13 protein-coding genes are annotated in these 12,894 nt (G+C 70.8%); 12 read left to right on the forward strand and 1 reads right to left on the reverse strand.

From position 1 onward, the window contains the following. The first annotated feature begins 81 nt into the window (after positions 1-81). The 11 genes from ftsH to ACPCHZ_RS06815 all read left to right on the forward strand — a co-directional run bounded on the left by ftsH (position 82) and on the right by ACPCHZ_RS06815 (position 10,028). Entirely contained in the window at positions 82-2,409 is a 2,328-nt protein-coding gene (ftsH, locus tag ACPCHZ_RS06765) for an ATP-dependent zinc metalloprotease FtsH (protein ID WP_423484049.1), read from the forward strand. Positions 2,410-2,432: 23 nt separating this feature from the next. Continuing rightward, positions 2,433-3,035: a GTP cyclohydrolase I FolE gene (folE, locus tag ACPCHZ_RS06770; protein WP_423484050.1), complete on the forward strand. Its 603-nt coding sequence runs from the start codon at positions 2,433-2,435 to the stop codon at positions 3,033-3,035. A 50-nt stretch (positions 3,036-3,085) separates the two neighbouring features. After that, on the forward strand, positions 3,086-3,889 hold the full coding sequence (folP, locus tag ACPCHZ_RS06775) for a dihydropteroate synthase (protein ID WP_423484666.1): 804 nt from the start codon (positions 3,086-3,088) through the stop codon (positions 3,887-3,889). After that, the gene (gene folB / locus ACPCHZ_RS06780; protein ID WP_423484051.1) at positions 3,882-4,262 is read left to right on the forward strand and encodes a dihydroneopterin aldolase; all 381 of its coding nucleotides are present in this window, start codon (positions 3,882-3,884) and stop codon (positions 4,260-4,262) included. The genes folP and folB overlap by 8 nt, the downstream gene beginning before the upstream one ends. After that, on the forward strand, positions 4,259-4,783 hold the full coding sequence (gene folK / locus ACPCHZ_RS06785; RefSeq protein WP_423484052.1) for a 2-amino-4-hydroxy-6-hydroxymethyldihydropteridine diphosphokinase: 525 nt from the start codon (positions 4,259-4,261) through the stop codon (positions 4,781-4,783). The genes folB and folK overlap by 4 nt, the downstream gene beginning before the upstream one ends. Next, a complete protein-coding gene (locus ACPCHZ_RS06790; protein WP_423484053.1) occupies positions 4,783-5,262 on the forward strand; it encodes a DUF3180 domain-containing protein in 480 nt (159 codons plus the stop codon). Before folK ends, ACPCHZ_RS06790 begins: the two co-directional genes overlap by 1 nt. A 76-nt stretch (positions 5,263-5,338) precedes the next feature. After that, positions 5,339-6,838 (forward strand): DUF6779 domain-containing protein, encoded by a 1,500-nt coding sequence (locus ACPCHZ_RS06795; RefSeq protein WP_423484054.1) that lies wholly within the window; start codon positions 5,339-5,341, stop codon positions 6,836-6,838. An 82-nt stretch (positions 6,839-6,920) separates the two neighbouring features. After that, complete coding sequence (locus ACPCHZ_RS06800; RefSeq protein ID WP_423484055.1) at positions 6,921-7,868, forward strand: Rossmann-like and DUF2520 domain-containing protein; 948 nt, start codon at positions 6,921-6,923, stop codon at positions 7,866-7,868. Then, the gene (gene panC / locus ACPCHZ_RS06805; protein WP_423484056.1) at positions 7,865-8,812 is read left to right on the forward strand and encodes a pantoate--beta-alanine ligase; all 948 of its coding nucleotides are present in this window, start codon (positions 7,865-7,867) and stop codon (positions 8,810-8,812) included. The genes ACPCHZ_RS06800 and panC overlap by 4 nt, the downstream gene beginning before the upstream one ends. Continuing rightward, on the forward strand, positions 8,812-9,219 hold the full coding sequence (panD, locus tag ACPCHZ_RS06810; protein WP_423484057.1) for an aspartate 1-decarboxylase: 408 nt from the start codon (positions 8,812-8,814) through the stop codon (positions 9,217-9,219). Before panC ends, panD begins: the two co-directional genes overlap by 1 nt. 5 nt (positions 9,220-9,224) lie before the next feature. Beyond that, positions 9,225-10,028 (forward strand): type III pantothenate kinase, encoded by an 804-nt coding sequence (locus ACPCHZ_RS06815; RefSeq protein WP_364976224.1) that lies wholly within the window; start codon positions 9,225-9,227, stop codon positions 10,026-10,028. Between the two features lie 13 nt (positions 10,029-10,041). On the opposite strand, the gene ACPCHZ_RS06820 is transcribed toward ACPCHZ_RS06815, so the two are convergent. After that, positions 10,042-11,286 carry an alanine racemase gene (locus ACPCHZ_RS06820; protein ID WP_423484058.1) on the reverse strand — a complete coding sequence of 415 codons (1,245 nt, stop codon included), beginning with the start codon at positions 11,284-11,286 and terminating at the stop codon, positions 10,042-10,044. 26 nt (positions 11,287-11,312) lie between these two features. Between ACPCHZ_RS06820 and lysS the strand changes: the two genes are divergently transcribed. Further along, entirely contained in the window at positions 11,313-12,836 is a 1,524-nt protein-coding gene (lysS, locus tag ACPCHZ_RS06825; RefSeq protein ID WP_423484059.1) for a lysine--tRNA ligase, read from the forward strand. The last annotated feature ends 58 nt before the right edge of the window (positions 12,837-12,894 follow it).

Consider the following 12,894-nt stretch of genomic DNA (forward strand, 5'->3'; position numbering starts at 1 on the left):
GGTCTAGCGGTAGCCTGAAGTGATCCCAGCTGCGCGTATCGGAAGGACCTGGCCGACAGACTCATCGCTGGCCGAAAAATGATGAACCGGAAAAATGTGATCCGCACGCTGACCGTGATCGCGGTCGTGTTGCTGCTGGGCTGGTCGTTCTTCTACTTCAGCGACGACACCCGGGGCTACAAACCCGTCGACACCTCGGTGGCGATCGCCCAGATCAACGAAGGCAACGTCAACAGCGCCCAGATCGACGACCGCGAACAGCAGTTGCGACTCGACCTGAAGAGCGGCAAGGGCGAGACCGAGGACAGCGACAAGATCATCACCAAGTACCCCACCGGGTACGGGGTGACGGTCTTCGAGGCGCTGCAGGGCAAGAACGTCAAGATCAACACCGTCGTGAACCAGGGCAGCGTGCTCGGCTCGCTGCTCATCTACATGCTGCCGCTGCTGCTGCTCGTCGGTCTGTTCGTGATGTTCTCCCGCATGCAGAGCGGCGGGCGGATGGGCTTCGGGTTCGGCAAGTCGAAGGCCAAGCAACTCGGCAAGGACATGCCGACGACCACCTTCGCCGACGTCGCCGGTGTCGACGAGGCGGTCGAGGAGCTCTACGAGATCAAGGACTTCCTGCAGAACCCGAGCCGCTACCAGGCGCTGGGCGCGAAGATCCCCAAGGGCGTGCTGCTCTACGGCCCGCCGGGCACCGGCAAGACGCTGCTGGCCCGCGCCGTCGCAGGCGAGGCCGGCGTGCCGTTCTTCACCATCTCCGGTTCCGACTTCGTCGAGATGTTCGTCGGTGTCGGCGCCTCCCGGGTTCGCGACATGTTCGAGCAGGCCAAGCAGAACAGCCCGTGCATCATCTTCGTCGACGAGATCGACGCGGTCGGCCGCCAGCGCGGCGCAGGCATGGGTGGCGGGCACGATGAGCGCGAGCAGACGCTGAACCAGTTGCTCGTCGAGATGGACGGCTTCGGCGAACGCCAGGGCGTCATCCTGATCGCCGCCACCAACCGGCCCGACATCCTCGACCCGGCGCTGCTGCGTCCCGGCCGCTTCGACCGCCAGATCCCGGTGTCCAACCCCGACATCGCCGGCCGCCGCGCAGTGCTCAAGGTGCATTCGGCGGGAAAGCCGATCGCGCCCGACGCCGACCTGGACGGACTGGCCAAGCGGACCGTCGGCATGTCCGGCGCCGACCTGGCGAACGTCATCAACGAGGCCGCACTGCTCACCGCCCGCGAGAACGGCACCGTCATCTCCGGCGCCGCGCTCGAAGAAGCGGTCGACCGGGTGGTCGGCGGGCCGCGCCGCAAGGGTCGCATCATCAGCGAGCACGAGAAGAAGATCACCGCCTACCACGAAGGTGGGCACACGCTGGCGGCCTGGGCCATGCCCGACATCGAACCGATCTACAAGGTGACGATCCTGGCCCGCGGCCGCACGGGCGGCCACGCCATGTCGGTGCCCGAGGACGACAAGGGCCTGATGACGCGTTCGGAGATGATCGCGCGGCTCGTCTTCGCGATGGGTGGGCGCGCCGCCGAGGAACTCATCTTCCGCGAGCCCACCACCGGCGCCTCGTCGGACATCGACCAGGCCACCAAGATCGCCCGCGCGATGGTCACCGAGTACGGCATGAGCTCCAAGCTCGGCGCCGTCCGGTACGGCACCGAGCACGGCGATCCGTTCCTGGGCCGCACGATGGGCACGCAGGCGGATTACAGCCACGAGGTCGCCCAGATCATCGACGACGAGGTGCGCAAGCTCATCGAGGCCGCCCACACCGAGGCGTGGGAGATCCTCACGGAGTACCGCGACGTGCTGGACGTCCTGGCCGGAGAACTGCTGGAGAAGGAGACGCTGCACCGCGTCGAGCTCGCCGAGATCTTCGGTGACGTGAAGAAGCGTCCGCGCCTGACAATGTTCGACGACTTCGGCGGGCGCGTTCCCTCCGACAAGCCGCCGATCAAGACGCCGGGCGAGCTCGCGATCGAGCGCGGCGAGCCGTGGCCGCCCCCCGTCAAGGAGCCTGCTTTCAAGCTCGCGATCGCGGAGGCGTCCAAGGCCGCCGAGGAGGCGGCCGCCAAGAACGGCGGAAGCGCGCCGGGCACCAACGGCGCCGGTGGCAACGGCGTACCGGCGAACGGCGCTGCGACGCAACCGGATTACGGCGCGCCCGCCGGCTGGCACGCACCGGGTTGGCCGCCGGGCGGTCCGCCGGGGAGCCAGCAGCAGGGCCACTGGTATCCGCCGCCGCCCCATCCGTCGGGCTGGCCGGAGGGCTATCCGCCTGCGTACCCCCCGCCGTACCCGAACTACCCGCCGCCCGGGCAGGCCGGTCCACAGGCGAGCGGCCCCGATGACCAGCAGGCGCGCGACGCCGGCCGGCCCAATCCACCGACCCAGAACTGACAACTTCACAACGGGAGGCCCCGATGACGCGGTCGCACAACTCGACGGCCACCGGCGTCGAATTCGATGAGGAGCGCGCCGTAGCGGCGGTCCGGGAACTGCTGATCGCGATCGGGGAGGATCCCGACCGCCACGGCCTGGCCGACACGCCCGCGCGGGTGGCGCGCGCGTACCGGGAGATGTTCGCCGGATTGCACACCAATCCCGACGACGTGCTGAACACCACGTTCGACGAGCAGCACGACGAGATGGTGCTGGTCAAGGACATCCCCATGTACTCGACGTGCGAGCACCACCTGGTGGCCTTCCACGGGGTGGCTCACGTGGGCTACATCCCGGGCGAGGACGGCCGGGTGACCGGGCTGTCGAAGCTGGCCCGCGTCGTCGACCTGTACGCCAAGCGGCCGCAGGTACAGGAACGGCTGACCACCCAGATCGCCGACGCCCTGATGCGCAAGCTGGACCCGCGCGGCGCGATCGTGGTGATCGAGGCCGAGCACCTCTGCATGGCGATGCGCGGTATCCGCAAGCCCGGCGCCGTCACCACCACTTCGGCGGTGCGCGGACAGTTCAAGACCGACAAGGCATCTCGCGCCGAGGCGCTGGATCTCATCCTGCGCAGGTGAGTTCACCCGGCTTTCCGGTCCCGGCGCCCGGCGGGACGCGCGTGCAGGTGATGGGGGTCGTCAACGTCACCGACGACTCCTTCTCCGACGGAGGCCTGTTCCTCGACCGTGACCGGGCCGTCGAACACGGCGTGGCGCTGGCCGCCGACGGCGCCGCGATCGTCGACGTCGGGGGCGAGTCGACCCGGCCGGGCGCCAGTCGCGTCGACCCGCAGGTCGAAGCACGCCGCGTACTGCCGGTGATCGACGGTTTGGTGGCCGAGGGCATCACGGTCAGCATCGACACCATGCACGCGAAGGTGGCCGAGGTCGCCCTCGAACACGGCGCGCGGATCGTCAACGACGTCTCCGGCGGCCGGGCCGACCCGGACATGGCGCCGCTGATCGCCGACGCCGGGGTGCCGTGGGTGTTGATGCACTGGCGCTCGGTGCACGCGCAGCGGCCACACGAGGTGCCGCAGTACGGCGACGTGGTCGCCGCGGTCCGCACCGAACTGCTGTCCGCCGTGGACGCCGCGGTCGCCGCCGGTGTGGACCCCGCCAGGCTGGTCATCGACCCCGGGCTGGGCTTCGCCAAGACGGCACAACACAATTGGGCGCTGTTGCGCGCCCTGCCCGAATTCGTCGCGACCGGGATCCCGGTGCTCGTCGGCGCGTCGCGCAAGCGCTTCCTCGGCACTCTGCTGGCCGGCGCCGACGGGGAACCGCGACGGCCCGACGGGCGGGAAACCGCCACCGCCGTGGTGTCCGCACTGGCCGGGCTGCACGGCGCGTGGGGGGTCCGGGTGCACGACGTGCGTGCCTCGGTCGACGCATTGAAGGTGCTGCAGGCCTGGACGGAGCGGGATGACTGATCGAATCGAGTTGCGCGGGTTGACCGTTCGTGGACACCACGGTGTGTACGACCACGAACGGCGGGACGGCCAGGACTTCGTCGTCGACGTCACCGTCTGGATCGACCTGGCGGTCGCCGCGGCGAGCGACGACCTCGCCGACACCCTGGACTACGGCGGCCTCGCGCAGCGCGCCGCCGACATCGTGTCCGGACCACCCCGCAACCTGATCGAGACGGTGGCCGCCGAGATCGCCGACGACGCGATGGCCGACGAGCGCATCCACGCCGTCGAGGTCGTGGTGCACAAGCCGTCGGCGCCGATCCCGCTGACGTTCGGCGACGTGGCGGTGGTGGCGCGGCGGTCGCGTCGGGCGGGACGGGTCACGCCGTGACTCGTGTCGTGTTGTCGATCGGGTCGAATCTCGGCGATCGGCTCGGGCGGCTGCAGTCGGTGGTCGACGGTCTCGGCGGCGCCGTCCGCGCGGTGTCACCGGTGTACGAGACCGAAGCCTGGGGCGGCGTCGAGCAGGGGCCGTTCCTCAACGCGGTGCTGGTCGCCGACGACCCCGCCCTGGACGGCCACGGGTGGCTGCGCCGCGGCCAGCGACTCGAAGAAGCGGCGGGCCGCGTGCGCGGTCAGCGCTGGGGCCCCCGCACCCTCGACGTCGACCTCGTCACCTGCCACGACGGTGACACCGAGGTGACGTCGCGCGACGACGGCCTGACGCTGCCGCACCCGCTGGCGCACCTGCGGGCGTTCGTGCTCATCCCCTGGCTGGCGGTCGACCCGGAGGCGACGCTGACGGTGTCGGGCCAGGAGCGGCCGGTGGCGTGGCTGCTCGCCGACATCGACCCGGCCGAGCGCGACGGGGTGGTGCTGACGCCGTTCGTGCTCGAGACCGGTACCGCCTGATGGGGCCGACCAGGCTGCGGGATCTGGGGCTCGCCGCGGTGGCCGCAGCCGTGGCCGGTTACCTCGCCGCCGCGTTCGGTTATCCACGATCCTTCCCGCCGGTCACCGTCTGGAGCGGGCTGTCGTTGCTCGCTGTGGCGATCGCCGTCGGGGGGTGGGCCTTCTATGTGCGGACCAGGATCAGGGAGAACGAGATCGGCGACGGTGCCGGACGGCTGCACCCGCTGGCCGTCGCCCGCTCGGTGACCATCGCCAAGGCGTCGGCCTGGGTGGGAGCGCTGGTCACGGGCTGGTGGCTCGGCGTGCTGGTGCACGTGATCCCGCAGCGCGGGGTGCTGCAGGCGGCGAACGACGACACGGCAGGAATCGTGGTCGCGGCGGTGAGCGCGCTGGCACTCGCCGTCGCCGGATTGTGGTTGCAGCATTGCTGCAGGTCTCCGCTGGAGCCACCGGACAACGGCGACAACGCCTCCGGCTGACATCACGCCCGCGACGACGCGCCGAATCGCCGGATGGTCGACACGCTGAATGACCTGTGACGGGTACAGTCGCCCCATGACCGTTCTGTCCCGCGGCGCGCGCACCCGGCGCGGCGGACGCAGGCCGGGTTGGGTGCTGTTGACGGTGTTGCTGGTGCTCGCCATATTGGCGAGTTCGGCTCTGGTTTTCACCAACCGGGTGGAGCTGCTGAAGCTCGCGGTGATCCTCGCGCTCTGGGCGGCCGTGGCGGCGGCATTCGTCTCGGTGATCTACCGCAGGCAGAGCGACGCCGACCAGGCGAAGGCGCGTGATCTGAAACTCGTCTACGACCTGCAGCTCGATCGCGAGATCTCGGCGCGCCGCGAGTACGAGCTGACGGTCGAGACGCAGCTTCGCCGCGAGCTCGCGTCGGAGTTGCGGGCACAGTCCGCCGACGAGGTCGCCGCGCTGCGCGCCGAACTGGCGGCGCTGCGGACCAACCTGGAGATCCTGTTCGACACCGACCTCAACCAACGGCCGGCGATCGAAGGCGAGCGCACCACCGTGCGCGCCTTCGCCGACTGGGCCCGCGACGCGGAGACCACCGGGCGGGTCTCCGACTTCCCGCTCTCCTTCGACGGCGACGCAGACGATCCGGATCCGCGCACCGAGGAGAGCCCGATCATCGACGTGCCCGCCGAGCCGCAGCCGGCCGAGGCGGACTGGCCGCCGCCACCGCACGGAGGTGCGCACCGCAGGCCCTCGGAGACCGAGTCCGCGGTCAACGGCCGCCGTCACCGGCCCGAAGAGGCCCGTGGGCAGCGGCGACGCGACGGGACGCCACCACCGCCGCCACCGCAGACACCTCGCGAGGCCGCGCAGCGGTGGGCGGCACCGACACCGCAGGCCCCGCCGCCACCGCCACCCGAACCCCCGCCCGTCGTCGAGCCCGCGCCCGTCGCGCAGGCGGCGCCCGAGGCGGAGCCGGTGTCCCAGCCCGAAGCCGTGCCCGTGTCCCAGCCCGAGGCCGAGCCGCTGATGCCGTGGCTGCCGCCACAGGAACCGCCCCAACCGCCCCGCCAGCCCGTGCAGCAGGCGGAGCCGCCTCGGCCCACCGAGCCCCCGCAGCCACACCGCTTCACCGCGCCGGAGGCACCGCCGCTCCGCGAGCCGGGCGATCCGCAGTGGCAGCCCGCGCCGGCCGAGGGGCAGTGGATCCCGGCGGGCGTTCCGGGCAGCAACTGGGCCGCTCCGGTGCCCGAGAGCAGCACCGAGTCGTCGGAGTACGTCGGGCGCCGCCGCGCGCCTGAGCCGACGATGTCCGCGCCTGCGCCGGAGCCGCGGCGGGGCAAGCACTCGGCCGCGGCGGAGGAACAGGATGCCGCCCGTCCCGAGCCGGCGCTGGCCGCCGAACCCGCCGGTCCACCACCACCGCCTGAGCCCGTGACCGAGCCGGAGCCGGAGACGGCCGAGGAGTCCGCCGCCCGCCGGCACCGCAGCATCGAGGACACCGGCGGACAGTCGGTCGCCGACCTGCTCGCCCGGATGGGCACCGCCCCGTCCGGAGGCGGCAGGCGCAGGCGCCGCGAAGAGTGAGCTAGTCTGCTACAGACCGTCCGGTACCCGCAGAGCGGGACCGGAACGTAGAAATCAACGACAAGTTGCGAGGTCGTCTGCGATGGAGCAGCCCCCTGCGCGTGCGTCGGACGTCCCCGACGGGCTGCGTCCTGCCCGGCTGACGGTCGGCCTGATCTCGGCCGGCCGGGTCGGCACCGCGCTCGGCGTGGCGCTGGAGCGCGCCGAACACGTCGTCGTCGCCTGCAGCGCGATCTCGCAGGCGTCCCGCGGGCGCGCCGAGCGCCGACTCCCCGACACCGCGGTGCTGCCCGTCCAGGACGTGGCAGCCCGTGCGGAGCTGCTGCTGCTCGCGGTGCCCGACGCCGAACTCGCCGGGCTGGTGGCGGGCCTGGCGGCCACCGGCGCGGTGCGCGCGGGCACGATCGTCGCGCACACCTCGGGAGCCAACGGGGTGGCGATCCTGTCGCCGCTGACCGACCAGGGCTGCATACCGCTGGCCATCCACCCGGCGATGACGTTCACCGGGGCCGACGAGGACATCGCCCGGCTGTCGGAATCGTGCTTCGGGGTGACCGCCGCCGACGAGGTCGGCTACGCCATCGCGCAGTCGCTGGTGCTCGAGATCGGCGGCGAGCCGTTCCGGGTCCGCGAGGACGCCCGCACGCTGTACCACGCCGCCCTGGCGCACGGCAGCAACCACCTGGTCACCGTGCTGCTCGACGCTGTTGAGGCGCTGCGTTCGGCGCTGTGGGGGCAGGAGTTGCTCGGGCAGGAACTGGTCGGTGGGGCGCCGGGCGGCATCGCCGAACGCGTCGTCGGTCCGCTCGCGCGGGCGGCGCTGGAGAACGCGCTGCAACGCGGCCAGTCGGCGCTGACGGGTCCGGTGGCCCGCGGCGACGCCGCCGCCGTGGCCGGCCATCTGCGCGCGCTCGGCGAGGTCGACCCCGCATTGGCCGCGGCCTACCGGGCCGACTCGCTGCGCACCGCGCAGCGCGCACACGCTCCCGAGGAGGTCTTCGCGGTGCTGGCCGAGGTGAACAGATCGTGATCGTGCGCAAGCCGCCGAAATTCGCGGCCAATCAGCTCAACGTCTACGCCCGCCCGGCCGACGTCGCCGACGTCAGCCGCGCGCTGCGCACCACCGGCAGGCGGGTGATGCTGGTGCCGACGATGGGCGCCCTGCACGAGGGCCATCTGACGTTGATCCGGCACGCGAAGCGGGTGCAGGGCGCCGTCGTGGTGGTCTCGATCTTCGTCAACCCGCTGCAGTTCGGCGCGGGCGAGGATCTCGACGCCTATCCGCGCACCCTGGACGACGACCTGGAGGCGCTGCGCGCCGAAGGGGTCGAGGTGGCGTTCACCCCGACCGCCGCCGACATGTACCCCGCCGGGCCGCGCACCTCCGTGCACCCCGGGCCGCTCGGCGCCGAGCTCGAAGGTGCTTCGCGCCCTGGCCATTTCGCCGGTGTGCTGACCGTGGTGCTCAAGCTGCTGCAGATCGTGCGGCCGGACCGGGCGTTCTTCGGTGAGAAGGACTACCAGCAGCTGGTGCTGATCCGTCAGATGGCCGACGACCTCGACGTCGACACCCGGATCGTCGGCGTGCCGATCGTGCGCGAAGGCGACGGCCTTGCGCTGTCCTCACGCAACCGCTACCTCGACGACGTCGAGCGCGAGCAGTCCCTGGCGCTGTCGGCGGCGCTGCTCGCGGGCATGTACGCGGCGTCCGGCGGTGCGGCCGCCGTGCTCGACGCCGCCAGGGCGGTGCTCGACGAGGTGCCGGCCATCGACGTCGACTACCTCGAGCTGCGCGACACCTGGCTGGGTCCCGCGCCCGCCCACGGGCCGGCCCGACTGCTGGTGGCCGCCCGGCTGGGCCGCACCAGGCTGCTGGACAACATCGCCGTCGACATCGGCGCGAGTGCAGGCATCAACGGCCATCCCGGGATGGCGGGGCCGGACGACAATCACGAATTGCCATGGAGGAACTGATGTTACGTACGATGCTGAAGTCGAAGATCCACCGCGCCACCGTCACGCAGGCCGATCTGCACTACGTCGGCTCGGTCACCATCGACGCCGACCTGATGGACGCCGCCGACCTGCTCGAGGGCGAGCAGGTCACCATCGTCGACATCGACAACGGCAACCGGCTGGTCACCTACGCGATCACCGGTGAGCGTGGCAGCGGGATCATCGGGATCAACGGCGCCGCAGCGCATCTCGTTCATCCCGGCGACCTGGTGATTTTGATCGCCTACGGCACGATGGAGGACGCCGAGGCCCGCCGGTACCGCCCTCGGGTGGTGTTCGTCGACGCCGACAACAGGCAGGTCGACCTGTCGGACGACCCCGCATTCGTGCCGGACACGGCGGCCGACCTGATGTCGCCACGGTAATCACGGTGCTCCTGGCGATCGACGTCCGCAACACCCACACCATCGTCGGCCTGGTCTCCGGCGCGGGTGAGCACGCGAAGGTGGCGCAGCACTGGCGGATCCGCACCGAGTCGGAGATCACCGCCGACGAGCTGGCGCTGACCATCGACGGGCTCATCGGTGACGACTCCGAACGCCTGACCGGGGCGGCAGGCCTGTCGACCGTGCCGTCGGTGCTGCACGAGGTGCGGGTGATGCTCGAGCAGTACTGGCCGTCGGTGCCGCACGTGCTGATCGAGCCAGGCGTGCGCACCGGGATACCGCTGCTGGTGGACAACCCGAAAGAGGTCGGCGCCGACCGGATCGTCAATTGCCTTGCGGCCTACCACAAGTACGGCGGCGCGGCGATCGTCGTCGACTTCGGCTCGTCGATCTGCGTCGACGTGGTCTCGGCCAAGGGCGAGTTCCTCGGCGGTGCGATCGCGCCCGGCGTTCAGGTGTCCTCGGACGCCGCGGCGGCCCGGTCGGCAGCGCTGCGCCGGGTCGAGCTGACCCGGCCCCGGTCGGTGGTCGGCAAGAACACCGTGGAGTGCATGCAGTCCGGCGCGGTGTTCGGCTTCGCCGGCCTGGTGGACGGGCTGGTCAGTCGCATCCGCGCCGACGTCGACGGCTTCGCGGGCAACGACGTCACGGTGGTCGCCACCGGTCACACCGCCCCGCTGGTGCTGCCCGACGTGCAGACCGTCGGCACCTATGACCGGCACCTCACGCTCGACGGCCTGCGGCTGGTGTTCGAGCGCAACCGCGACAACCACCGCGGCCGCCGCTAGGCCGGTCCGTCGCTCAGAAGAAGGTGCGGATCAGGTCGACCACCCGGTTCTGCTCGTCGACCACCGGGATCACCGGCCACTTGTCGAACACCGTGCACGGGTGGGAGATGCCGAACCGCACCCAGTCCCCGACGTCGGCGCGGTCGGCGGCATCGAGCCGCAGGTAGGCGTGCTGGTCGTTGAGCTTGGTGACAGTCCCGGTCATGCCGTAGGGCACCGGCAGATCCTGGTCGAACGACACGTCGCGGCGGCCCATCGTCAGCAGTGCCAGGCCCGGCTCGGGCCGCGACACCACCTGCGCCCACACGCTCAGCGCGGCCGCCAGTTCGCCGTCGCTGGTCCGGCCCAGCGGTGACGTCCGGCGGTACAACCCGTCGTCGTGGGTGAGATAACACCCGCTGCGGATGACGGTCCGCACGGTCAGCCCGCCGGGCCAGTCGCCGGTGAGCACATCGGCGACGAGGTCGAAGTACGTGCTGCCGCCCGCGGTGACCACCACCTCGCCGGATTCGAACAGGCCCGCCAGCCGCACCACAGCGGCCCGCAGATCGCTCAGGTAACCGGTGACCACGGCCAGCGCGTCGGCGGTGACGGCGTGGCCGACGGCCGCCTCGTAACCGGCCACCCCGACCAGCCGCAGCCGCGGCGCCGCGACGGCCGCACGGGCGACCGCGTCGACGGTCTCCGCGTCGCGGCAGCCCGTCCGCCCGCCGGCCATGCCCAGCTCCACGCACACGTCGACCGGCCGGCCCTCGGATCCGAGTGCCGCGGACATCAACTCGACGCCGCGCACCGAGTCCACCCAGCAGACCACGCCGAAGTCCGGGTCGGCGTCCAGCTCGGCGGCCAGCCACGCCAATCCGGCCGGGTCGACCAGCTCGTTGGCCAGCACCACCCGCCGCACCCCGAACGCCCGGAAGACCCGGACCTGGCTGATGGTGGCGACGGTGACCGCCACCGCCCCCGCGTCGAACTGGCGGGCCAGCAGTTGCGGAGCCATGTGCGTCTTGCCGTGGGGGGCCAGCTCGACACCCCGGCGTCGGCACCACCGCGCCATCGTGACCAGGTTGTGGGTGAGCGCCGACGACAGCAGCACGCACACCGGTCCGACGGCCCCGGCGCCGAACAGATCAGGGGTGCGCCGACAGATCTCGGCCGGGCGCAGACCCCACCACTGCGCGGGGATGCCCTTGAACCGCCAGTCCAGCGGTTCGTCGGACAGGGCGGCCACCCGCTGCGCGTCGATTTCACCCGGCATTCGTTCATTTAAGCTGGCACCTCGTGATGGCAGCCGATGACCGCGCCGACGCGGCGCACGACGGACCCGACCTCCCCGAGCAGTTCCGGATCCGGCAGGCGAAGCGGGAGCGGCTGCTCGACGAGGGCCGCGATCCCTACCCGGTCGTGGTGGCCCGCACCCACACCCTTGCCGAGGTCCGGGCCGCGCACCCCGACCTCGCCGCGGACTCCGCGACCGGTGAGATGGTCGGCGTCACCGGCCGGGTGGTGTTCGCACGCAACTCCGGGAAGCTCTGCTTCGCGACGCTGCAGGAAGGTGACGGCACCCAGCTGCAGGCGATGATCAGCCTGGCGCAGGTGGGGCAGGGGTCCCTGGATGCGTGGAAGGCCGACGTCGACCTCGGTGACATCGTCTTCGTGCACGGCGAGGTGATCAGTTCGCGCCGCGGGGAACTTTCTGTGCTCGCCGACAGCTGGCAAATGGCGTCCAAGGCGCTGCGCCCGCTGCCCGTCGCCCACCGCGAGATGAGCGAAGAGGCCCGGGTGCGGCAGCGGTACGTCGACCTGATCGTCCGCCCCGAGGCGCGCACCATCGCTCGGCAGCGCATCGCCGTGGTGCGGGCGGTGCGCTCGGCGCTGGAACGTCGCGGCTTCCTCGAAGTCGAGACGCCGATGCTGCAGACCCTGGCGGGCGGCGCCGCGGCGCGCCCGTTCGTCACGCACTCCAACGCGCTCGACGCCGATCTGTACCTCCGTATCGCGCCGGAACTCTTCCTCAAGCGCTGCCTGGTCGGTGGATTCGAGCGGGTCTTCGAACTCAATCGAAATTTCCGGAACGAAGGCATTGATTCCACGCATTCACCGGAATTCGCGATGCTCGAGACTTATCAGGCCTACGGTGACTACAACGATTCGGCCGTCGTGACGCGTGAGCTAATTCAGGAGGTGGCCGACGAGGCGATCGGCACCCGGCAGGTCCCATTGCCCGATGGCGACGTCTACGACCTCGACGGCCAATGGGACACGCTGGAAATGTACCCGTCGCTGTCCGGGGCTCTCGGTGAGGAGATCACCCCGCAGACATCGGCCGAGACGTTGTGGTCGACGGCCGACCGGTTGGGCCTGGAGATTCCCCGGGATCGCGGCTACGGCCACGGGAAATTGGTCGAAGAACTGTGGGAACACACCGTCGGCGAGACGCTGTGGGCGCCGACCTTCGTGCGCGACTTCCCCGTGGAGACAACCCCACTGACCCGGCCGCACCGCAGTCAGGACGGCGTTACCGAGAAATGGGATCTCTACGTCCGGCGCTTCGAACTGGCGACGGGATACTCCGAACTCGTCGACCCGATAATCCAGCGGGAAAGGTTCCAGGCCCAGGCCGCCGCGGCCGCCGCCGGTGACGACGAGGCAATGGCGCTCGACGAGGATTTCCTCGCCGCTCTGGAGTACGGCATGCCTCCGACGACCGGCACCGGAATGGGCATCGACCGGTTGTTGATGGCATTGACGGGCCTGTCGATTAGGGAGACGGTTCTTTTTCCCATAGTTCGTCGGCACGGTGGTTGAGCGACCGGGTCTTGCACTTCGTTTAATGACGTACACTGCGAGCACATAACTGTTGTGG

Source organism: Mycobacterium sp. NPDC050041, assembly GCF_049541695.1.
In the GTDB taxonomy this organism is placed as follows: Bacteria; Actinomycetota; Actinomycetes; order Mycobacteriales; family Mycobacteriaceae; genus Mycobacterium.

What these genes read in the sequence shown, in the direction of transcription:
- ftsH (WP_423484049.1), top strand. Translation starts at nt 82, where the DNA reads ATGAACCGGAAAAATGTGATCCGCACGCTGACCGTGATCGCGGTCGTG.
- folE (WP_423484050.1), top strand. Translation starts at nt 2,433, where the DNA reads ATGACGCGGTCGCACAACTCGACGGCCACCGGCGTCGAATTCGATGAG.
- folP (WP_423484666.1), top strand. Translation starts at nt 3,086, where the DNA reads ATGGGGGTCGTCAACGTCACCGACGACTCCTTCTCCGACGGAGGCCTG.
- folB (WP_423484051.1), top strand. Translation starts at nt 3,882, where the DNA reads ATGACTGATCGAATCGAGTTGCGCGGGTTGACCGTTCGTGGACACCAC.
- ACPCHZ_RS06790 (WP_423484053.1), top strand. Translation starts at nt 4,783, where the DNA reads ATGGGGCCGACCAGGCTGCGGGATCTGGGGCTCGCCGCGGTGGCCGCA.
- ACPCHZ_RS06795 (WP_423484054.1), top strand. Translation starts at nt 5,339, where the DNA reads ATGACCGTTCTGTCCCGCGGCGCGCGCACCCGGCGCGGCGGACGCAGG.
- ACPCHZ_RS06800 (WP_423484055.1), top strand. Translation starts at nt 6,921, where the DNA reads ATGGAGCAGCCCCCTGCGCGTGCGTCGGACGTCCCCGACGGGCTGCGT.
- panD (WP_423484057.1), top strand. Translation starts at nt 8,812, where the DNA reads ATGTTACGTACGATGCTGAAGTCGAAGATCCACCGCGCCACCGTCACG.
- ACPCHZ_RS06820 (WP_423484058.1), bottom strand. Translation starts at nt 11,286, where the DNA reads ATGCCGGGTGAAATCGACGCGCAGCGGGTGGCCGCCCTGTCCGACGAA.
- lysS (WP_423484059.1), top strand. Translation starts at nt 11,313, where the DNA reads ATGGCAGCCGATGACCGCGCCGACGCGGCGCACGACGGACCCGACCTC.